Origin of the sequence: Blautia hansenii (assembly GCF_013304445.1) — a bacterium.
Taxonomy (GTDB): Bacteria; Bacillota; Clostridia; order Lachnospirales; family Lachnospiraceae; genus Blautia.
The window spans coordinates 395502-417268 of record NZ_JAAITA010000001.1 but is presented as its reverse complement, the minus strand read 5'-3'; the positions used below and the strand labels follow the sequence as shown (position 1 = coordinate 417268).

The following is a 21767-nucleotide window of genomic DNA, read 5'->3' as shown; positions in this document are numbered from 1 at the left end:
TTTACCATACAAAATCAGCAGCCGTCCATAGCTATCTTATGGATAAGGAGTCCGCTGCGCAGCTTTGGCTCAAACCAGGTGGATTTCGGCGGCATCAGCCTTCCTTCATCTGCTGTTTCCATGATTTCCTCCATAGTAACCGGATACAGGGAAAAGGCTGCTCCGCCCTGCTTTTTCACCTGTACTTCCAGTTCTTCCAGCCCACGGATACCTCCCATAAAAGAAATTCTCTTATCTTCTCCCGGCTTTTCAATGCCAAGTATGGGAGCCAGTACAAGATTTTGCAGCACAGACACATCCAGACCCTCTACCGCATCCTGAGGCCGAAATGCTTCCATAAGTTCCAGCTGATACCAGCCATCGGGCAGACAAAGCCCAAAACTGCCTTTTCTCCTTGGTTTCACCGGACCTGCTGCCTTTGTCACAGAAAAATATTGTTTCAGCGCTTCCAGAAAGTCCTCTCTTTCAAGCCCGTTTAAATCCCTTACCACACGGTTGTAATCCAGAATTTCCAGTTCATCGGAAGGAAACAAAACGCTGAGAAAATACTGGTATTCTTCCTTTCCCTTCTTATCCGGGCAGGCTTTTCGCATTTCCAGGGCCGTCTTTACAGCCGAAGCTGCTCTGTGGTGTCCGTCTGCAATATACAGAGCCTCTGCTTTCAAAAAAAGCTGCTGAATTTTCTCTATAGTCAGTTTTTCACGGATAATCCAGACTCTGTGTCCAATTCCATCCTCGGAAACAAATTGATATACCGGTGCTGTCCGTTTGCGGATTTCCAGGAGTCTGCGAAGCTCCGCTATGGGGCGGTGTACCAGAAACACTGGCCCTGTCTGGGCTCCGCATGCCTGTATGTGGCGAATACGGTCTGCTTCCTTTTCCGGTTTGGTGTTCTCATGACGCCGGATAACCTGCTTCAGATAGTCTTCCGCAGAAGCGCAGGCTGCAATTCCCGTCTGTACATGGCTGCCCCGTTTCAGTTCATAAATGTAAAAACAAGGTTCCTTCTCTTCGATAAAATCCCCTTCCCGGATTCGCTGTTCCAGAAGTTTTGCCGCTTTTTCGTAAACTTCCGGGCTGTACATATCCATATCCGGCAAAAACTGCGTCTCCGGACGGTCTATGGCAAGAAAGGAGTGTGGATGTATCTTGGTTTCCTCTGCCGCCTCTTCTCTGTTGTACACATCATAAGGCAAAGCCGCAATCTCTGCCGCCTTTGCCGCAATAGGACGAATTGCCCGAAATGGTCGGATATCTGCCATAATTTTTCCCCTTTCACAAAATGTCAAAAGAGGTTCCTGCACCCCTGCACAAGAAAATTTTTCCTATGCAGGCGGCACAGCAGCCTCCCTTCTCTTATTTTACAATTCTGACTCTGTATACGTGCTCAATGGCTTTCAGCGCCTCTGCCACCTGACCGTCAATGGGGGATGCCACATCCAGCATGGTATAAGCATAATCCCCTTTACTTTTATTGGTCATGTTGGCAATATTCACCCCTGCGTCACCCAGGGTTTTGGTAAACTGAGAAATCATGTTCGGCACATTTTTATGGTTAATGGTAATTCTTCCCGCATCCACACATCTTCCGGCGTCACAATCCGGGTAATTCACAGAATTCTTAATGTTTCCGTTTTCCAGATAATCCATAACCTGTTGAACCGCCATAACGGCGCAGTTATCCTCAGATTCCTCTGTAGACGCACCCAGATGCGGGGTTACCAGCGTATTTGGAGCATTGGCTACTACAGGATTGGCAAAATCCGTCACATATTTTTTCACCTTTCCTTCTTCCAGGGCTTTGCACAAAGCCTCTTCATCCACCAGAAGGTCTCTGGCAAAATTCAGAAGAACGACACCATCCTTCATCTGTGCGATTTCTTCCCTGCCAATCATTTTTTTCGTGCTTTCCAGAAGCGGCACATGAATGGTAATATAGTCGCAGTCCCGGTAAATCTCGCTGACTTCATTAATGTGGTGAATGTTTCTGGACAGACTCCATGCTGCATCTACAGAAATAAAGGGGTCATATCCGTAAACTTCCATTCCCAGATGTACCGCTGCATTGGCTACCTTAACGCCTATGGCGCCCAAACCGATAATGCCCAGTTTTTTGCCGCTGATTTCACATCCTGCAAATTTTTTCTTCTCTTTTTCTGCCTTTTTTGCCAAATCATCTGCCGGTTCCTGACTTTTCAGCCACTCAATGCCCCCTACAATGTCTCTGGAAGCCAGAAGCATACCTGCCAGCACCATTTCCTTTACGCCGTTGGCATTGGCTCCCGGTGTGTTAAAAACTACCACGCCCTTTTTTGCCAGTTCCTCCAGGGGAATGTTGTTGACACCTGCACCGGCTCTTGCTACGGCCGATACCTGCTGTGGCAGTTCCATCTGGTGCATATCTGCGCTTCGCACCAGTATGGCATCTGCCTCTGCTGCGCCTTCTGTCTTTTCATATTCCTGATTAAATTCCTTTAAACCCACCTGAGAAATGGGATTCAGACAATGATACCGATACATATTAGACATTCTCCTTCTCAAATTTTTTCATAAAGTCCACCAGGGTTTCCACACCTTCTATCGGCATGGCATTGTAAATGCTGGCTCTCATGCCGCCCACACTTCTGTGGCCTTTCAGATTTTCCAGTCCCGCTTCCTTTGCCTCTTTTACAAATTTCGCATCTAACTGCGCATTTCCGGTTACAAAAGGCACATTCATAAGAGAACGGTCTTTCGGCACAACGGTTCCTTTAAACAAATGGCTTTCATCCAGGAAATCATACAAAAGCTTTGCTTTCTTTTCGTTCCGCTCTTTCATCACAGCAAGACCACCCATATTTTTCAGCCATTTAAAGACTTTGCCGCACATATAAATGCAGTAGCTGTTTGGCGTATTGTACAGAGAGCCTGCGTCTGCATGGGTTTTAAATGTCAGCATGGTGGGCGTGCCTTTCATCACATCTTCGGTAATCAGGTCTTCCCGGATAATGGAAATCACCATGCCGGCCGGGCCGATATTTTTCTGTACGCCGCCGTAGAGAATGCCGTATTTGCTTACATCCACCGGCTCAGACAGGAAACAGGAGGACACATCAGACACCAATGTTTTGCCTTTGGTATTTGGCAGTTTTTTAAATTTTGTACCGTAAATGGTGTTATTTTCACAGATGTACACGTAATCTGCATTGGGACTGATATCCAAATCGGAACAATCCGGTATGTAAGAAAAGGTTTTATCCTCAGAAGAAGCAATCTTGTTTGCCTTTCCGTATTTCTGCGCTTCCTGCCATGCCTTTTTTGCCCACTGTCCGGTGACAATGTAATCTGCCTCCCCGTGCTTCATAAGATTCATGGGAATCATGGCAAACTGCTGGCTGGCCCCTCCCTGCAGAAAGAGCACCTTGTAGTTGTCCGGTATCTGCAGCAAATCTCTCAAATCTGCCTCTGCCTCGTTTAGAATTGTTTCAAACATACCGGAACGGTGACTCATCTCCATAACGGACATGCCGCAGCCTCTGTAATCTAACATTTCATCTGCTGCTTCTCTTAACACTTCCTCCGGCAGTACAGCCGGACCCGCTGAAAAATTGTAAACTCTGCTCATGATGCTTCCTCCTCTGATTTCTCTTTCTTTATTTCTGTCTTTTCTCCAAATCCGCCTCGTCAAAAGCGTCTTCAATGTTGGCTCCTGCCGGAACCATCGGAAATACTTTGTCATCACTGTCAATGATACAGTCCAAAACCACTGTTGTATTTAACCGAATAGCCTCCTGAATAGCCCCGGCCAAATCTTCTTTTCGGGTAACGCGGATTCCCACGGCACCCATGGCTTCTGCCAGCTTCACAAAGTCTACCTTGTCTCTTAACACTGTATTAGAATACCTGCCCTCATAGAACAAAGTCTGCCACTGACGCACCATGCCAAGCACCTGATTGTTGACTACCACCTGAATCAAGGGGAGGTCATTTCTGGTAGCTGTGGCAATCTCATTCATATTCATTCGGAAACAGCCGTCTCCCGCTACATTGATGACAACCTTGTCCGGATTACCCATTTTGGCCCCGATGGCCGCTCCCAGACCGTATCCCATGGTGCCCAGACCACCGGAGGACAGAAACGTACGGGGCATGGTATATTTGTAATACTGGGCCGCCCACATCTGGTGCTGTCCTACTTCTGTCACAATAATGGCTTCTCCATTGGTCTGCTTATACAACTCTTCGATAATACCCGGACCTGTAAGTCCTTCCTGATGATAGGATAAGGGGTATTTCTCCTTCAATTCTTCTATGGTTTCCAACCATTCTTTATGCTCTGCTGCCGGAACCATATGATTTAACTGCTTCAAAACTTCTTTTGCGTCTCCGATAACACTGCAGTCCACCAACACATTTTTATTGATTTCCGCTGCATCTACATCAATATGAAGAATTTTTGCGTTTCGTGCAAAATTCCGCGGATTTCCGATAACGCGGTCAGAAAATCTGGCTCCAATGGCAATGAGCAGGTCGCACTTTGTGACGCCCAGATTGGAGGCTTTGGTTCCGTGCATACCCAACATTCCTGTATAATAAGGGTCTGTACCGGAAAACACGCCTTTTCCCATAAGAGAATCCGTCACCGGACTCTGAATCTTATGGGCCAGTTCTCTGACTTCTTCCCAGGCATTGGCCGCCGCTGCGCCGCCGCCCACAAAAATAAAGGGACGTTTCGCTTCCTGAATCATCTGCGCCGCTTTTTCCAGACTTTCCTGTGTGATTTCTTCTACATAAGGTTTCACCTTTTTCGGCACATAAGGCGTAAATTCTGTTTTATTTGCCGTTACATCTTTGGTAATATCCACAAGTACCGGCCCCGGTCTGCCGCTTTTTGCAATGACAAAAGCACGGCGGATTGTTCTGGCCAGCTTTGTTACGTCCTTCACGATAAAACTGTGCTTGGTAATGGGCATAACCACCCCTGCAATATCCACCTCCTGGAAACTGTCCTTTCCCAGAAGAGGCAGGCCTACGTTGCAGGTAATGGCCACAATGGGGATGGAATCCATATGGGCAGTGGCAATTCCCGTTACCAGATTGGTAGCGCCGGGGCCGCTGGTAGCCAGACAGACTCCCACTTTTCCGGTAGAACGGGCATAACCGTCTGCCGCATGGGCCGCCCCCTGCTCATGGGAAGTCAGCACATGATGGATTTCTCCCTGCTGTTTATACAATTCATCATATATGTTCAGTATCGTACCGCCCGGATACCCGAAAACCGTATCGACACCCTGTTCTTTCAGACATTCCATTACGATTTGCGCACCTGTCAGCTGCATAGACAAATCCTCCCTCTGTTTATTTCTGGATTTCCAGTACAGCGCCTCTGTTTCCGCTGGTTACCATAGAGGCATACCGTGCCAGATATCCGGTAGTCACTTTCGGCTCTCTTGGCTGCCATTTCGCTCTTCTGGCCGCCAGCTCTTCCTCGGACACTGCCAGTTCCAGCTTGGTTTCCGGAATGTTAATGCGAATCATATCCCCCTCTTCTACCAAGGCAATAGGACCGCCTACTGCTGCTTCCGGAGAAATATGCCCAATGGAAGCGCCCCTTGACGCACCGGAGAAACGGCCGTCTGTAATCAGCGCTACACTGGAGCCCAGTCCCATACCGGCAATCGCGGAAGTGGGATTCAGCATTTCCCGCATACCGGGGCCGCCTTTCGGTCCTTCGTAGCGGATAACCACCACATCTCCCGCCACGATTTTACCGCCTTTAATGGCTGCAATGGCGTCTTCCTCACAGTCAAAGACTCTGGCCGGGCCTTCGTGCACCATCATTTCCTCGCATACGGCGCTTCTCTTTACCACACCGCCGTGAGGCGCCAGATTTCCTGTCAGTACGGCAAGTCCCCCTGTCTGGCTGTATGGATTTTCAATAGGACGGATAACTTCCGGATTTTTATTCACACAGTTGGCAATATTCTCTCCCACGGTCTTTCCGGTTACGGTCATACAATCCAGATTCAGCAAATCTTTCTTGGTCAGTTCCTTCATAACAGCCCACACGCCGCCGGCTTCATTCAAATCTTCCATATAGGTAGGGCCTGCCGGTGCCAGATGGCACAGATTTGGCGTTTTGGCACTGATTTCATTGGCAAAGGTAATATCAAAGTCCCAGCCGATTTCATGTGCAATGGCCGGAAGGTGCAGCATGCTGTTGGTTGAGCAGCCCAGAGCCATGTCTACCGTAAGGGCATTCATCAAAGCTTCCTTTGTCATAATATCTCTTGGACGAATGTTTCTTCTGTACATTTCCATAACCTGCATACCTGCATGCTTCGCCAGCTTAATACGCTCGGAATAGACGGCCGGAATGGTTCCGTTTCCTCTTAATCCCATGCCCAGTACCTCAGTCAGGCAGTTCATGCTGTTTGCCGTATACATACCGGAACAGGAACCGCAGGTAGGGCAGACATGGTTTTCAAATTCTTCTACCTCTTCTTCCGTCATAGTTCCTGCGCTGTAAGAGCCCACGGCTTCAAACATGGAGGAAAGGCTTCTCTTCTGTCCCTGCACCTTTCCGGCCAGCATGGGGCCGCCGCTTACAAAGACCGTAGGTACATTGATTCTGGCTGCTGCCATTAAAAGTCCCGGCACATTTTTATCACAGTTAGGCACCATAACCAGGGCGTCAAACTGATGTGCCATAGCCATAGCCTCTGTAGAATCTGCAATCAAATCTCTGGTAACCAGAGAATATTTCATGCCCACATGCCCCATGGCAATGCCGTCGCAGACTGCAATGGCCGGAAATACCACCGGAGTTCCCCCTGCCATGGCAACGCCCAGTTTCACGGCATTTACGATTTTATCCAGGTTCATATGTCCCGGTACGATTTCATTATAAGAGCTGACAATTCCCACCAGCGGTTTTTCCATTTCTTCCTTGGTCATGCCCAAAGCATGAAACAGGGACCTGTGAGGCGCCTGCTGCATTCCTTTTTTTACTGCGTCACTTCTCATCTATCTTCCTTCCTTCCGACCTTTTTATTTGTTCCTTCTCTACTGAATCCGCTCTGCAATGAGACTCCCCATCTGTGCGGTTCCTGTCTTTTTCATTCCTTCAGAGTAAATATCCGGGGTTCTGTAGCCCTCTTCTAATACCTGTGCCACAGCTGCCTCCACTGCGTCCGCTTCTTTATCCAAATCCAAAGAGAAGCGCAGCATCATGGCCGCAGACAAAATGGTGGCAATAGGATTTGCAACGTCTTTTCCTGCAATATCCGGAGCTGAACCATGGCTTGGCTCGTAAAGCCCGAAGCTGGTCTCGTTTAAGCTGGCTGATGACAGCATACCGATAGACCCTGTAACCATACTGGCCTCGTCTGACAAAATATCTCCAAACATATTTTCCGTGAGAATCACATCGAACTGTCCCGGATTATGTACCAGCTGCATCGCACAGTTGTCCACCAGCATATGTTCCAGTGTAATGTCCGGGTAGTTTTTTGCCACCTCTTCCACAACCTTTCTCCACAATCTGGAGGAATCCAATACATTTGCCTTATCCACACTGGTCACTTTTTTTCTTCTTTTGCCTGCAATCTCAAAAGCCTTGATGGCAATTCTGCGAATTTCCTCTTCATTATAAGACAGCGTATCCACGGCTTTTCTCACGCCATTTTCTTCTACCGTCTTGCGTTCTCCGAAATACAGACCTCCCGTTAATTCTCTGACAATAATCATGTCGAAGCCGTCCCCAATAACCTCTTCTTTTAAAGGGCAGGCTTTTCTCAACTCATCATAGAGATAAGCTGGTCTTAAATTAGCAAACAGGTTCAGCGCCTTTCGGATACCCAGAAGGCCTGCCTCCGGTCTCTTGGACGGCTCCAGCTGATACCAGGGGGAAGTCTTTGCGTCTCCGCCGATAGAACCCATCAAAACGGCATCTGCAGCCTTTGCTTTCTTTATCGTCTCCTCTGTCAGCGGTACACCGTGTGCATCAATGGAAGCGCCGCCTAAAAGCAATTCTTCATAATGAAACTCATGTCCGTACACACTGCAGACTTTATCCAGAACCTTCTTTGCTTCTCTTACAATTTCCGGGCCGATTCCGTCACCGGGAATGTACGCTATATTTCTTTTCATACTGTCACCCTTTCCGCAGTTTTGTCATTTTTTTGTCATTCATAGAATGTAATTAGTAATATGATAATCCTTTTCCTGCCATAATTCAAGCAATAATCCCTTTTGCGCTATACCTTTTCGTTATGGTTTCTATTCCCTGGAATTTTCTAAAGTTTATAGTTCCTTTATTTTGACGACACACAGTGGTCACATTTGTTCTATATACTGGGTATTGTTAAGAAATAGAAGACAGTGGCTGCAGAGTTCACGCGCGTTTGCGGCTGCTGGCCTTCGCCTAAAGACACTCCTGCATATTGCAGGTTTCTATATAGATAGTAACTTTTTTATCCTTTCTCTTTTGTAAATCCTTTCCCCATAACTTCTCTGACATCTGTCACAATCACAAAAGCCTCCGGGTCTGTTTCTTCCACCACTTCTTTTAATTTCACAAGTTCCTTTTTCCCTACCACACAGAACAGCATTTTCCTGTCCTGACGGGAATAAATCCCCTGAGCATAAATCCCTGTCAGCCCCCGGTTCAGCTCTTCCATAATCCTTTTAGATACCAGTTCTTCCTTTTCCGTAATCACATAAGCCCCTTTTGCAAAATGCATTCCTTCCATAAAGCGGTCCGCAGTCCAGGAGGTAATAAAAATCGCCACTGCCGCATACAGAGCCTTATGAATCCCAAAGACAAAAATCCCCAGCAGCACCACACTTCCATCTATAACCTGCAGAATCTGGGGAATGGAATAACCGCGCAGCTTATGTTGTATCAGAGCCGCTGCCATATCCGTTCCTCCAGTGGTTCCCTGTCCCAGAAAAATACAGCCGATTCCCACTCCCATAATGACTCCTGCCGCAAGGGCCGCCAACAGCATATCATCCTGAATCAGAGGAATGGGCGGTATGAAATACAGCCAGAAAGACAGACACAGAGCGCCAAAAACCGATTTTTTTGTAAACTCCCAGCCCTTTATCCAGATACCCAGGAAAAACAAAGGAATATTCAGCACTGCATTGGTAAACCAAAGAGGAATCCCGCCGTCTATCCAGTTCTCTGAAAGGCTCTTTATCACAATTCCCAGACCGGAAAATCCTCCTGTCACCATCTGCAGGGCATCATAGATAGAATTAATGGCAACGGACATAATCCCGGTTCCCAGAATAATCAGCAGATAAGAACGATATCGTCTTTTTTGTTGTGTACCGGTCACGCTTTTCCTCCTCCGAAAATTTCACAGGTTCTCTTACAGGCCGCTTCTGTTCCCGCACAGCCTCCCAATGCGCTCTCCCTCAGTTCAAAGGGCAGACTTCTTCCCACATGGTACATGGCTTCTGCCATTTCATCAAAGGGAATCATCTGCACCACACCGGCCAGCGCCTGCTCCGCACACACAAGAGCATTGGCGGATCCCATGGAGTTCCGGGTCTGACAGGGAGCCTCCACCAGCCCCGCCACCGGGTCGCAAACCAGTCCCAGGAGATTGGACAAAGCTGTAGAGGCTGCGTCCAGGCACATCTGCGGGCTTCCACCCATGACTTCCACGGCAGCAGCAGCAGCCATAGCAGACGCCGCCCCCACTTCCGCCTGACAGCCTGCTTCCGCCCCTGCCACAGAAGCGTTGCGCATAAGCAGATACCCCACAGCTCCTGCGGTATAGAGCCCGTTTAAAATCTCCTCATCTTTCAGCTGATATTCTTCCTGCAGAGCCAGAAGTACCCCCGGCACCACTCCGGAAGAACCTGCAGTCGGTGCAGCTACAATCACACCCATAGAGGCATTGACCTCCAGGACGGCCATGGCATAAGTCATAGCTTTTGACAGCATAGTTCCACAGATAGATTTCCCCATACGGCGGTGTTCCTCTAACTTCTTTGCCTCTCCGCCAATCAGTCCTCCTACGGACTTCACCGGCTGTATCAACGGTTCTTTTACCGAATTTTTCATGATTTCCAGAGCTTTTCTCATTTTTACTTCTACTTCTTCTCCACGCATCTGAGAAATCTCGGTTTCCCGTATTTTCATAACCTGAGATATGGAAAGTCCTTGTTCTGCACATAGCTGCAGCAATTCTGTTCCATGATTAAAATCCATTTTCCTGTCCTCCTATAACTGCACCAGCATAATATCCGATACCAGTGGATTTTCTCTGATTTTTTCCAATACTTCTTTTGGAATCTTCTCGTCTGATTCCACAATGGTAAACGCTGCCGCACCTTTCTCCTCCCGAAACAGACGCATAAAGGCAATGTTCACCCCTTCCTCACTTAGAATCTTTGTAATATGGGCCACCACACCCGGTTTATCTGTCTGACTGACAATCAGGGTACTGTACTCTCCTGTAAAGTCTACTTCTATCTGGTTCAGCTTCACAATCTTTACTTTTCCGCCGCCCAGAGAAACGCCACGGACAAAAAGCCGCTCTCCGTTTGTTCCCTGAATATCCATATCCGCAGTATTGGGATGAATATCGTCCGGCTCTTCTTCCGCTTTTGAAAAGCTGTATGCAATTCCCGCCTTTTTTGCCAATTCCAGAGAATCCCGAATCCGCAAATCATCGGTTTCAAATCCCATGATACCGCCCAGAAGCGCCCTGTCCGTACCATGTCCCCGATAGGTTCTGGCAAAAGAACCATACAGAGTGAACTGCACCTGCCGAATGGTTCCCGGAAACAGTTTTCTGGCCAGCAGAGCCATAGAGGCTGCGCCCGCTGTGTGGGAACTGGACGGCCCTACCATATTAGGACCAATCACTTCAAACAAACTGATACCTGTCATAATCTTCTCCTTTTCTTATGAAAGAAAAAGGTACTGCAGGATATCCCGTCAGTACCTCTCATTCTCATTTTACTCTGCAACTCCGTCGCTTGCTTTTTCTACTTCGGCAATCGCACTTTTTCTCATTGGAATTCTGCAGTTTCTGTTGTTTCCAAATTCCACAATGACATCTTCTTCTGTAATATCAATCAAGATACCATAGAAACCACTTGTTGTAACGACACTGTCGCCCACTTCCATAGCTGCCAGCATGCTTTTTACTCTCTGCTGCTCTTTTTTCTGAGGTCTCATAATCATGAAATACATCAAAAGAAAAAATACCACCAGCGGTAAGAACAAAGTAATCATGCCTCCTGCGCCGCCTGCTGCTGTTGATAATAACATCCTGCTTCCTCCTGAACCTTAAACTTTGTCTGTCAGACTGATAGACATTATTGTTATAATACACAATTTTTCTTGTTTCTTCAAGTATTTTCTCCGGTTTTTCCCAAATTTAATAGTTTTTTTATATGGGAGAAAAACGGTTTTCTTATTTCCCTGCTCCTAAAGCCATGCTTTCCAATTTCCGTGCCTTATATTCTTCGTAGCACCCTTTATCCAGCGCATCTCTGATTTCTTCCATCATCGTATTGTAGAAATACAAATTATGCAGTACACAAAGACGCATACCCAGCATTTCTTTTGCCTTTAACAGATGACGGATATAAGCTCTGCTGTAATGGCGGCAGGCCGGACACTGACATCCCTCCTCAATAGGACGGGAATCCAGTTCATATTTCGCATTAAAAAGATTTATCTTGCCGAAATTGGTATACACATGACCGTGGCGTCCATTACGGCTGGGGTACACACAGTCAAAGAAGTCCACGCCTCTTGACACGGCCTCCAGAATATTGGCAGGCGTTCCCACTCCCATGAGGTAGGTGGGCTTATTCACCGGAAGATGGGGTACTACACTGTCCAGAATCCGGTACATTTCTTCATGGGTTTCCCCCACAGCCAGACCACCGACAGCATAACCATCCAAATCCATTTTGGAAATGGTTTCTGCATGGGCAATACGGATATCATCGTAAATGGCGCCCTGATTAATTCCGAACAAAAGCTGATGGGGATTTACGGTATCCTCCAGCTGATTCAGCCTTGCCATCTCGTCCTTACATCTCTGCAGCCATCTGGTGGTGCGGTCTACAGAATTCTGCACATACTCTCTGCTGGCCACACTGGACGGACATTCGTCAAACGCCATGGCAATGGTGGAGCCCAGATTGGACTGAATCTGCATACTCTCCTCCGGTCCCATAAAAATCTTTCTTCCATCTACATGTGAGTTAAAATACACGCCCTCTTCTTTGATTTTTCTCAATTTTGAGAGAGAAAATACCTGAAATCCGCCGGAATCCGTTAAAATAGGGCGGTCCCAGTTCATAAACTTGTGCAGTCCTCCCAACTGCTTCACAATGTGGTCACCGGGGCGCACATGGAGATGATAGGTGTTGGACAATTCCACCTGGGTTTTGATTTCGTGCAAATCCGTGGTAGCCACAGCCCCCTTAATAGCTGCCGCTGTACCCACATTCATAAACACGGGAGTCTCAATGGTTCCGTGTACGGTTTCCAGACGGGCTCTCTTTGCCCTGCCTTCCTGCTTCAGTACGGTATACATAAATTTATTTTCCTCTTCTTCCTGTCTTTTCTCTATGTTTTACATGCCATAGGAGAATGTGATTTCTCTTTTTATGGAATCTGACCAAAAATAGTCAGAATTCTTTTTTGTTACAGAGTTCATTTTATCATATCCCTTATTTAAACGCAATGCAGAAAAATATTGGGAATTGTTTTTTTTGACATTTTGTCGTATAATGTAGCTTGATTTTTTTATGAACATATAATAAATAAGTAGAAACACATACAAGAAGGAGGTTTCTGACTATGTCAGAAGAAAAAAAAACACAGACACCCCGACACCTTCTGGGCATTGATATTGGTTCCACCACTGTCAAAATTGCCATTTTAGACCATGACTCTCATTTACTTTTTTCTGATTACAAACGGCATTTTGCAGATATCCAGAGTACGCTGGCGGACCTTTTGGACGAAGCTTGCCATTCCCTGGGTGAAATTTCTGCGGCACCTGTCATTACAGGCTCCGGAGGACTGACCCTTGCCAATCATCTGGAAGTTCCTTTTGTACAGGAAGTCATTGCAGTTTCCACTTCTCTTGAAAAACTGGCCCCAAAGACAGATGTGGCAATTGAACTTGGAGGAGAGGATGCAAAAATTATCTATTTTGAAGGCGGCAATGTAGAGCAGCGTATGAACGGTATCTGCGCCGGAGGAACCGGCTCTTTCATCGACCAGATGGCTTCTCTTCTGCAGACTGACGCACCGGGTTTGAACGAATATGCCCAAAATTACAAGGCGCTCTATCCCATTGCAGCCAGATGTGGTGTATTTGCCAAAACAGACATTCAGCCTCTGATTAATGAAGGCGCTACCAAGGAAGACCTGGCTGCCTCCATTTTCCAGGCTGTGGTAAACCAGACCATCAGCGGTCTGGCCTGTGGTAAGCCTATCCGTGGACATGTGGCTTTTCTGGGCGGTCCCCTGCATTTTCTCTCTGAGTTAAAGACCGCTTTTATCCGCACCTTAAATCTGGACGAAGAACATACCATTGTTCCGGAAAATTCCCACCTGTTCGCAGCCATAGGCTCCGCTCTGAATTCCAAAGAGGACGCAAAGGATGTCAGCCTGCTTTCCATGCGTGACCGTCTCAGAGCTGCCATTGCGATGGACTTTGAGGTAGACCGTATGGAGCCCCTCTTTGCTTCCAAAGAAGATTATCAGGCCTTTAACCGCCGCCAGAGCAAGTACAACGTAAAAACAGGGGAGCTTTCCACTTACCGCGGAAACTGCTATCTGGGAATCGATGCCGGTTCTACCACCACGAAAGCCGCGCTGGTAGGGGAAGACGGCTCTCTGCTCTACTCTTTTTACAGCAATAACAACGGCAATCCCCTGGCTACGTCTATCCGGGCTATCCAGGAAATCTATGAACAGCTTCCCGCCGGAGCCAGAATTGCCTGGTCCTGTTCTACCGGATACGGAGAAGCACTGATAAAAGCGGCTTTAATGCTGGACGAAGGTGAGGTAGAAACCGTTTCCCATTACTATGCCGCTGCCTTTTTCGATCCGGAGGTAGACTGTATTCTGGACATCGGCGGCCAGGATATGAAGTGTATCAAAATCAAAGACCAGACCGTAGACAGCGTACAGTTAAATGAGGCCTGCTCATCCGGCTGCGGCTCCTTTATCGAAACCTTTGCGAAATCCTTAAATTACAGTGTACAGGACTTTGCAAAAGCCGCTCTTTTTGCCGAACACCCCATTGATTTAGGCACCCGCTGTACGGTTTTCATGAATTCAAAAGTAAAACAGGCTCAAAAAGAAGGCGCTTCTGTTGCGGACATTTCCGCCGGACTGGCTTATTCTGTTATCAAAAATGCCCTTTACAAGGTTATTAAAGTTTCTGACGCCTCGGAACTGGGCAGACACATTGTAGTACAGGGTGGAACGTTCTATAATGACGCAGTGCTGCGCAGTTTTGAAAAAATTGCACAGTGCGAAGCCATCCGTCCGGATATTGCCGGCATTATGGGCGCATTCGGCGCTGCCCTGATTGCAAGGGAACGCTATGACAAAGAGAAAGCTTCCACCATGCTACCTATAGAGAAAATCAATACCCTGGAATACAAAACCACCATGGCCAACTGTAAAGGCTGTACCAACAACTGCCGTCTGACCATTAACAAATTTTCCGGCGGACGCCAGTATATTTCCGGCAACCGCTGTGAACGCGGTATCGGCAAAGAGAAGAACAAAGACCATATACCCAACTTATACGAATATAAATATAAAAAGCTGTTCTCCTATGTGCCGCTTACTCCTGACAAGGCCCCCAGAGGACAGGTGGGGATTCCCCGTGTACTGAATCTGTTTGAGAATTATCCTTTCTGGTATACGTTTTTCACCAATTTGGGATATCAGGTGGTTCTGTCTCCCACTTCTACCAGGAAAATTTACGAACTGGGCATTGAATCCATCCCCAGCGAATCCGAGTGTTACCCGGCAAAGCTGGCACACGGACACGTTTCCTGGCTGTTAAAACAAGGGGTGAAATATATCTTCTACCCTTGTATCCCTTACGAAAGACAGGAGTTTGACGATTCGGTCAACCACTACAACTGCCCTATCGTAACCTCTTATGCGGAGAATATTAAAAACAATGTGGATGAATTAAAAGACCCGTCCATCCGGTTCCACAATCCTTTCCTCTCTCTTACCGGGGAAGACACTGTAACCGACCGGCTGGTACAGGAATTTCCGGATATTCCCGCTGCAGAAGTCCGCAAAGCTGCACATTTAGCCTGGGAAGAACTGTCTGCCTGCAGAGAGGACATCAAAAGAAAAGGCGAAGAAACCCTGGCTTACCTGGACAAAACCGGCAGACGGGGGATTGTGCTTGCCGGACGCCCTTACCACATTGACCCGGAAATCCACCACGGTATCCCGGATTTGATTAATTCCTATGGACTGGCCGTGCTGACAGAGGATTCCATTTCTCATCTGGCTCCCCTTGAGCGCCCTCTCCGTGTCAATGACCAGTGGATGTACCACACAAGGCTTTACGCTGCCGCAAACTTTGTAAAAGAACGGGAGAATCTGGATTTGATTCAGTTAAACTCTTTTGGCTGCGGTTTGGACGCCGTTACCACAGACCAGGTAAATGAAATTCTTTCCCAAAGCGGAAAAATCTATACCTGCCTGAAAATTGACGAGGTGAACAACTTAGGAGCTGCCCGTATCCGCGTCCGCTCCCTGATTGCTGCCATCAAGGCCAAGGAACAACAGCACAAACAGAGAAATATCCTGCCCTCCTCTATAGAGCGTGTGCCGTTTACAGAGGAAATGCGGAAGAATTACACCATTTTATGTCCCCAGATGTCGCCCATTCATTTTAACATTCTGCAGGCAGCTTTCTGTGCCAGCGGATACAACCTGGAGGTTCTGCCAAACGACAACAAAGAAGCCGTGGATGTGGGACTGAAATACGTAAACAACGACGCCTGCTACCCTTCCCTTATGGTAGTCGGACAGATTATGCAGGCGCTGCTTTCGGGAAAATATGACTTACATAAGGTGGCGATTATTATGTCCCAGACAGGGGGCGGCTGCCGTGCTTCCAACTATATCGGCTTTATCCGCCGGGCTCTTGCCAAAGCAGATATGTCCTATATTCCGGTTATATCCATCAACTTAAGCGGTTTGGAATCCAACCCGGGCTTTAAGATTACGCCAAAGCTGGCCACACGTCTGGCTTACGGCGCTGTATTCGGCGATATTCTTATGAAATGTGTGTACCGTATGCGCCCCTACGAGGTGGTAAAAGGCTCTGCCAATGCCCTGCACCGCAAATGGGAAAAACGTTGTATCTCTTTCTTAAGCAGCAGACATACGGCTTTCGCACAGTTTAACCGTATCTGCCGGGAAATGATTCGAGAATTTGACGCTCTGCCTATTACAGACGAGAAAAAGCCAAGAGTCGGCATTGTAGGCGAAATTCTGGTAAAATTCCTGCCTGCGGCCAACAACCATCTGGCAGAACTGCTGGAAAAGGAAGGAGCCGAAGCGGTTTGTCCGGATTTGATTGACTTTATGTGTTACTGCTTCTATAACCTGAATTTCAAATCCGATTATCTGGGCTTTAAGAAATCGCTGGCCCAAAAAGGAAAGCTGGGAATTTCTGCTATTGAATTTATCCGCAGTGCAGCAAACAAAGAGTTTGAAAAGAGTAAACACTTTACGCCATCTGCCAGAATTGAAGATTTGGCAAAAATGGCAGAACCCATTGTTTCTCTCGGAAATCAGACGGGCGAGGGCTGGTTCCTCACCGGAGAAATGATGGAGCTCATTCACGGAAACGTGCCAAATATTGTCTGTATTCAGCCTTTCGGCTGTCTGCCTAACCACATTGTAGGTAAAGGCGTTATCAAGGCCATTCGCAGCGATTATCCGGAAGCCAACATTGTAGCCGTAGACTACGACCCCGGAGCCAGCGAAGTGAATCAGCTAAACCGTATCAAACTGATGCTTTCCACTGCATTTAAGAAGCTGCAGCCTTAAAAACGGTTATTTTTTTCTATGGAAAAAGAGAGTTGCATGGACAAGAAAAGCAACTCTCTTTTTCATTTCACTTTTTTATTTCACTAAATGGAGTTTCCGGCTTATTTTTGCCAGAACCACACCTCCCGGCACTCCTGCCAGTGTCTCTGCGTCAGGTTTTGCCGCTGCAAGATATACCACAAAATATATGCCTGCTCCCAGTACAATGGCCGGTATCAGAGCCAGGAAATTGGATTTCAGCACAGCATGCAGTCCCTGGTATGACAGGAATGCTGCAAGCCCCATAGGTACAGAGGCCAGAAAAGAAGGAAGATAGGCTTCCTTCCAGGGATTTTCATATCCCAGTTCTTTTTTCATAGAGCGGTCATTTAACACACACATCACCAGCGCGTAGACAATCATAGCAATAACCACCGTATAAATCCCCAAGTTTGTGGCAAACATCAACACAGTCATAACAACCACATCAACCCCAAGGGCAATGGCCGCGTGAATCATGGGTAAATTGGCTTTGCCAATCCCCTGCAGCACACCGTTGGAGATATTAGACATTCCGTTCATGATTACCGTAATGACACCCAGCATCATCAGGCGCCCCGCTGTACCGTCTGTGGTAGCAAACAACAGCTTCGTCACAGGTCCGGCCAGCGCAAACAGCCCTACGCTGCAGGGGATAGAAATAAACATACTCAGCCAGGTTGCTTTATTGATTTTTTCCTTTACAGTCAAAATATCTCCTCTGGCATACGCTGCGGATACCTCCGGCATCATAGAAGTAGGGGCTGTACTGGACAGGGTCAGCGGAATATTAATAATTGTCAGAAAGAAACCGCACTCTGCATAAAGTCCTTCCACCACGCTGCTTTTCATTCCCTTCACTCCGGAAATCGTGGTATAAATCATACTGTTAATGTATCCGTTTACATTGTACAAAAAGGCACTAAGCAAAATGGGCGCCATAATCAGAATCAGCGTCTTCATGACCGCCCTGTAGCTTTCGTCTACCGAAACCCTGTCTTTGGCTATTTTTTTCTGAATTCCTCTGCGGTTTACCTGATAAACAAAAAGCATAAACAACAGGGCGGTAAGCACTCCGGCCCCTGTTCCCATGGTTGCACCTGCCGCACTCCAGCTTCGCAGGGTATTTTCGGGTGCATCGGCAAAATGATGTACCATAAAGTTAGCCATAACAAGGGCCACAACAGCCACTGCAGTCTGCTCTACAATCTGAGAAATAGAAGTCGGCAGCATGTTGCGGTAAGCCTGGAAATAACCCCGGAACACTCCCAAAATTCCTGAGAGAAAAATCGTAGGCGCTAAAAACTGCAATGCCAGTCTGGCATTTGCCATACGCTCCGGCACCAGAATCGGTGCGCCTGCAACACAGACAATGGCTACTGCGCCTCCTACCACCACTGCATATAAAAGCGCACCTTTAAAGATTTTCTGGGCGTCCCGGTATCGTTTAAAGGCCAGCCGTTCCGCCATAATCTTAGACACAGCCTGGGGAATGCTGAAAGAGGCAATCATCAGCAAAATAAAGTACACATTTTGAGCAAATTGAAAGCAGCCAAAACTTTCCTTTCCCATAGTACTGGAAAGAGGACTTTTATAAATCAGTCCGATAATCTTGGAAATCAGCGCAGCCACCATCAGAAACGAAGCATTTTTTACTAAAGTATTGTCATTTTTCTTTCCCATGTATTTTCATCCTCTATCTGTTTTCTATCTGCCAGTCAATGGTCGAAAGCCCTTGGCTTTCCAGAAATGCATTGGCTTTGCTGAAATGCCTGCACCCGAAAAAGCCCCGGTAGGCAGACAGCGGGCTGGGATGAGGAGCCTCTAGAATCAAATGTTTGGGATTGGTCAGCATGCTGCGCTTCATCTGTGCCGGGCGTCCCCAAAGCAGAAAAACCATGGGTCTGTCCTGCTCATTCAGTATTTGGATAGCCGCATCCGTAAATTGTTCCCATCCAATCCCTCTGTGAGAATTGGCCTGGTGGGCCCGCACAGTCAGCACTGTATTCAGAAGCAGTACGCCCTGCTTTGCCCATTTTTCCAGATAGCCATTATTCGGAATAAAGCAGCCGCAGTCCTCATGCAGTTCCTGGTAAATGTTTACCAGCGAAGGAGGAATTTCCACATCTGGCTTCACGGAAAAACAAAGTCCATGAGCCTGTCCGTCATTGTGATACGGGTCCTGCCCTAAAATCACAACCTTCACTTCATCAAGCGGCGTAAAATGAAACGCGTTAAAAATATCATCCGGTGCAGGAAATATCTTTCTCTGCTGATATTCCTGTCCCACCTTGTCAAACAATTCTTTATAGTAGGCTTTCTTAAATTCCGGCTTTAAAGCCTCCAGCCATTGTCCCTGTAAAGGCGGCATTCGTATTCCCTCCTTTGTTTTTTTACATTTTCTTAGTTTAGCAGAATACGTTTTAAAATGCAAATCCAACCCAGGGATTTTTTACCTTTTTTTATCTGTTTTTACATTTTTTGACACTCCGTTTTTTGACCGTCTGCGCAGGAGAGCTCAAACCAGAATTCTACACCATTGCTGTAATTTTTCACTCCGCATTTCTGGTGCATACTGTCCATAATAGCCTTGACAATGGACAGCCCGATACCGCTGCCGCCGTATTCTCTTGTTCTGGCTTTATCCACCTTGTAGAATTTTACCCAGACCTTATCCAAATCCTCCTCCGGTATGACGTCCCCTGTATTAAAAACAGAGAGTCTTACGGTATCCTGACGTATTTCCGTCTTAATTTCAATCTTCTTTTCATAGTCCACATGATTCAAAGCATTGGACACATAGTTGGTAACAACTTCCTCCATTTTAAATTCATCGCCCCATACATATACAGGTTCTGTCTGGTTAAAATGAATTTCTGCCCCCTTTTGTTCTGCCAGAAGCCGCGCAGACTGCACGACCCCGCTCACCAAATCTGTCAGGTCAAAACGCTCCATAGCAACTGTATCATTACCAAATTCCAGTTGGTTCAGTGTCAGCAATTTCTTTACCATCTGATTCATCTTTCCGGCTTCATCCACAATGACCTCGCAGTAAAATTCCCGGCTCTGGGCGTCGTCATTGATACATTCCTGCAGACCTTCTGCGTACCCCTGAATCAGGGCGATGGGGGTTTTCAGCTCATGAGACACATTCGCCAGAAATTCCTTCCGCATTTCGTCAATTTCTTCCTTTTTGGCAATATCCTGCTGCAGCTCATTATTGGCTGTTTTCAGTTCGGAAATGGTTTTTTCCAAGTCTTCAGAAAGCTTATTCAGATTATTTCCTAAAATACCAATTTCATCCTGGCTGGTGCTGTGATATTTCACATCAAAATGCAGGTCTGCCATTTCCCTGGAAATATCACTGAGGGTCTGCAGCGGTCTGATAATCCGTCTCGACATAATCCAGATAATCACTGAACTGATCAAAATCGTAGCAAGGCCAATATACAGATAAAACATGTTGGAAATTTGTGCGCTGTCCCGAATACTCTGAATCGGTGTACGAATCATAAAACTGCTCTTATCGTCCAGATTCCCGTACATGCAGACCACGTCCATGGTACTGGCGTCTCCGCTTATTTTCGTTACTACATAATTGTCCTTTTGCTCCATAATCACCCGTTTTCCCCTGGAAAACTGAGACTCAAACTGCATGTAAGCCAGCATTTCCGCCTCATCCTTTGTGGTACTGTAGCAATTTCCAAAAGGGTCTACCACAATCAAACGGAAATTTTTTTCTGCCAGATATTTCTTAAATGCGTCATCATCATTCAAAGCACTGTACTGGTAATTGTCCACATTGTTTAAGGCCTGATAAACATTCTTTAGACTGTCTGTTTTCCTGGCAAGGTAGTATTTCTCTAAAAACAGAGAATTCACCCCCAGCATTACCGCCAGAGACAGGCACATAATCACAATGTAAGTAACTGCCAGTCTGATTTTAATGGATTTTTTCATCATGACACCTCAAATTTATATCCCATACCCCAAATGGTTTTGATGTACTCTCCCTTATCGCCCATTTTACTCCTCAGTTTCTTTACATGGGTATCAATGGTTCTGGCATCGCCAAAATAATCATAATTCCATACAGAATTTAAAATCTTTTCTCTGGAAAGGGCAATTCCCTGATTTTCCAAAAAATAGCTGAGCAGTTCAAATTCCTTGTAGCTTAATTCTATAGGGGTACCGTCAATGGCCGCAATATGGGCAGTTTTATTGATTTCAATACCGCCTGCGCTCAAAAGTTCATCTGCACCGATAGAACTGGTACGCCGCAAAATAGCTTCCACCCTGGCTACCAGAATCTTCGGGCTGAAAGGTTTTGAAATATACTCGTCTACTCCCAGTTCAAATCCTAAAAGTTCGTCCCGCTCATCGCCTCTGGCTGTCAACATAATAATCGGCACTTTGGACTCTCTCCGAATTTCCCGGCATACCTCCCAGCCGTCCATCTTGGGCATCATCACGTCCAGAATCAACAAGGAAATGTCTTTCTTTTTATAGAATATATCAAGAGCCTCTTCCCCGTCTCCGGCTTCCAATACCTCAAAATCCTGTTTTACAAGGAAATCCCTTACCAGTTTTCTCATTCTGCTCTCGTCATCCACAACCAGTATTCTGCATTTATCCATGGTCTTTTCCTCCTTCGCACTGTAATGTATAGTATAGC

16 protein-coding genes are annotated in these 21767 nt (G+C 46.8%); 1 reads left to right on the top strand and 15 read right to left on the bottom strand.

Annotated features, from left to right (window positions below):
* Positions 1-14: 14 nt before the first annotated feature.
* The 11 genes from G5A70_RS01945 to tgt form a co-directional block, all read right to left on the bottom strand.
* On the bottom strand, positions 15-1262 hold the full coding sequence (locus G5A70_RS01945) for a DUF1015 domain-containing protein (protein WP_173747451.1): 1248 nt from the start codon (positions 1260-1262) through the stop codon (positions 15-17).
* Positions 1263-1356: 94 nt separating this feature from the next.
* Entirely contained in the window at positions 1357-2520 is a 1164-nt protein-coding gene (locus G5A70_RS01940; RefSeq protein ID WP_173747449.1) for a phosphoglycerate dehydrogenase, read from the bottom strand.
* Position 2521: 1 nt separating this feature from the next.
* Entirely contained in the window at positions 2522-3604 is a 1083-nt protein-coding gene (serC, locus tag G5A70_RS01935) for a 3-phosphoserine/phosphohydroxythreonine transaminase (protein ID WP_173747447.1), read from the bottom strand.
* A 28-nt stretch (positions 3605-3632) separates the two neighbouring features.
* A complete protein-coding gene (ilvB, locus tag G5A70_RS01930) occupies positions 3633-5318 on the bottom strand; it encodes a biosynthetic-type acetolactate synthase large subunit (RefSeq protein ID WP_173747445.1) in 1686 nt (561 codons plus the stop codon).
* Between the two features lie 19 nt (positions 5319-5337).
* A complete protein-coding gene (gene ilvD / locus G5A70_RS01925; protein ID WP_173747443.1) occupies positions 5338-7005 on the bottom strand; it encodes a dihydroxy-acid dehydratase in 1668 nt (555 codons plus the stop codon).
* A gap of 39 nt (positions 7006-7044) precedes the next feature.
* Positions 7045-8130: a 3-isopropylmalate dehydrogenase gene (gene leuB / locus G5A70_RS01920; protein WP_173747441.1), complete on the bottom strand. Its 1086-nt coding sequence runs from the start codon at positions 8128-8130 to the stop codon at positions 7045-7047.
* Positions 8131-8453: 323 nt separating this feature from the next.
* Positions 8454-9326 (bottom strand): YitT family protein, encoded by an 873-nt coding sequence (locus G5A70_RS01915; RefSeq protein WP_173747439.1) that lies wholly within the window; start codon positions 9324-9326, stop codon positions 8454-8456.
* On the bottom strand, positions 9323-10207 hold the full coding sequence (gene sdaAA / locus G5A70_RS01910; protein ID WP_173747437.1) for an L-serine ammonia-lyase, iron-sulfur-dependent, subunit alpha: 885 nt from the start codon (positions 10205-10207) through the stop codon (positions 9323-9325). Before sdaAA ends, G5A70_RS01915 begins: the two co-directional genes overlap by 4 nt.
* Positions 10208-10219: 12 nt before the next feature.
* Positions 10220-10891: an L-serine ammonia-lyase, iron-sulfur-dependent subunit beta gene (gene sdaAB, locus G5A70_RS01905; protein WP_173747435.1), complete on the bottom strand. Its 672-nt coding sequence runs from the start codon at positions 10889-10891 to the stop codon at positions 10220-10222.
* 69 nt (positions 10892-10960) lie between these two features.
* Positions 10961-11275, bottom strand: coding sequence for a preprotein translocase subunit YajC (gene yajC, locus G5A70_RS01900; protein WP_173747433.1), 315 nt, complete (start codon positions 11273-11275; stop codon positions 10961-10963).
* A gap of 145 nt (positions 11276-11420) precedes the next feature.
* Complete coding sequence (gene tgt, locus G5A70_RS01895) at positions 11421-12557, bottom strand: tRNA guanosine(34) transglycosylase Tgt (protein ID WP_173747431.1); 1137 nt, start codon at positions 12555-12557, stop codon at positions 11421-11423.
* 266 nt (positions 12558-12823) lie between these two features.
* Between tgt and G5A70_RS01890 the strand changes: the two genes are divergently transcribed.
* Positions 12824-17074, top strand: a complete 4251-nt coding sequence (locus G5A70_RS01890) for a 2-hydroxyacyl-CoA dehydratase (protein ID WP_173747429.1) — start codon at positions 12824-12826, stop codon at positions 17072-17074.
* A 75-nt stretch (positions 17075-17149) separates the two neighbouring features.
* Here the strand turns inward: G5A70_RS01890 and G5A70_RS01885 are convergent, their stop codons facing one another.
* The 4 genes from G5A70_RS01885 to G5A70_RS01870 form a co-directional block, all read right to left on the bottom strand.
* On the bottom strand, positions 17150-18775 hold the full coding sequence (locus G5A70_RS01885; RefSeq protein WP_173747427.1) for a putative polysaccharide biosynthesis protein: 1626 nt from the start codon (positions 18773-18775) through the stop codon (positions 17150-17152).
* 13 nt (positions 18776-18788) lie between these two features.
* The gene (gene ung, locus G5A70_RS01880; RefSeq protein ID WP_173747425.1) at positions 18789-19463 is read right to left on the bottom strand and encodes a uracil-DNA glycosylase; all 675 of its coding nucleotides are present in this window, start codon (positions 19461-19463) and stop codon (positions 18789-18791) included.
* A 101-nt stretch (positions 19464-19564) separates the two neighbouring features.
* Positions 19565-21052, bottom strand: a complete 1488-nt coding sequence (locus G5A70_RS01875; RefSeq protein WP_173747531.1) for a sensor histidine kinase — start codon at positions 21050-21052, stop codon at positions 19565-19567.
* Positions 21052-21729 (bottom strand): response regulator transcription factor, encoded by a 678-nt coding sequence (locus G5A70_RS01870; protein ID WP_173747423.1) that lies wholly within the window; start codon positions 21727-21729, stop codon positions 21052-21054. The genes G5A70_RS01875 and G5A70_RS01870 overlap by 1 nt, the downstream gene beginning before the upstream one ends.
* Positions 21730-21767 lie beyond the last annotated feature (38 nt).

Coding starts and splice junctions, on each gene's coding strand:
- leuB (WP_173747441.1), bottom strand. CDS start 8,130: ATGAAAAGAAATATAGCGTACATTCCCGGTGACGGAATCGGCCCGGAA.
- G5A70_RS01875 (WP_173747531.1), bottom strand. CDS start 21,052: ATGAAAAAATCCATTAAAATCAGACTGGCAGTTACTTACATTGTGATT.
- sdaAB (WP_173747435.1), bottom strand. CDS start 10,891: ATGACAGGTATCAGTTTGTTTGAAGTGATTGGTCCTAATATGGTAGGG.
- ilvD (WP_173747443.1), bottom strand. CDS start 7,005: ATGAGAAGTGACGCAGTAAAAAAAGGAATGCAGCAGGCGCCTCACAGG.
- ung (WP_173747425.1), bottom strand. CDS start 19,463: ATGCCGCCTTTACAGGGACAATGGCTGGAGGCTTTAAAGCCGGAATTT.
- G5A70_RS01890 (WP_173747429.1), top strand. CDS start 12,824: ATGTCAGAAGAAAAAAAAACACAGACACCCCGACACCTTCTGGGCATT.
- serC (WP_173747447.1), bottom strand. CDS start 3,604: ATGAGCAGAGTTTACAATTTTTCAGCGGGTCCGGCTGTACTGCCGGAG.
- sdaAA (WP_173747437.1), bottom strand. CDS start 10,207: ATGGATTTTAATCATGGAACAGAATTGCTGCAGCTATGTGCAGAACAA.
- tgt (WP_173747431.1), bottom strand. CDS start 12,557: ATGTATACCGTACTGAAGCAGGAAGGCAGGGCAAAGAGAGCCCGTCTG.
- G5A70_RS01885 (WP_173747427.1), bottom strand. CDS start 18,775: ATGGGAAAGAAAAATGACAATACTTTAGTAAAAAATGCTTCGTTTCTG.
- G5A70_RS01945 (WP_173747451.1), bottom strand. CDS start 1,262: ATGGCAGATATCCGACCATTTCGGGCAATTCGTCCTATTGCGGCAAAG.
- G5A70_RS01870 (WP_173747423.1), bottom strand. CDS start 21,729: ATGGATAAATGCAGAATACTGGTTGTGGATGACGAGAGCAGAATGAGA.
- yajC (WP_173747433.1), bottom strand. CDS start 11,275: ATGTTATTATCAACAGCAGCAGGCGGCGCAGGAGGCATGATTACTTTG.
- G5A70_RS01940 (WP_173747449.1), bottom strand. CDS start 2,520: ATGTATCGGTATCATTGTCTGAATCCCATTTCTCAGGTGGGTTTAAAG.
- ilvB (WP_173747445.1), bottom strand. CDS start 5,318: ATGCAGCTGACAGGTGCGCAAATCGTAATGGAATGTCTGAAAGAACAG.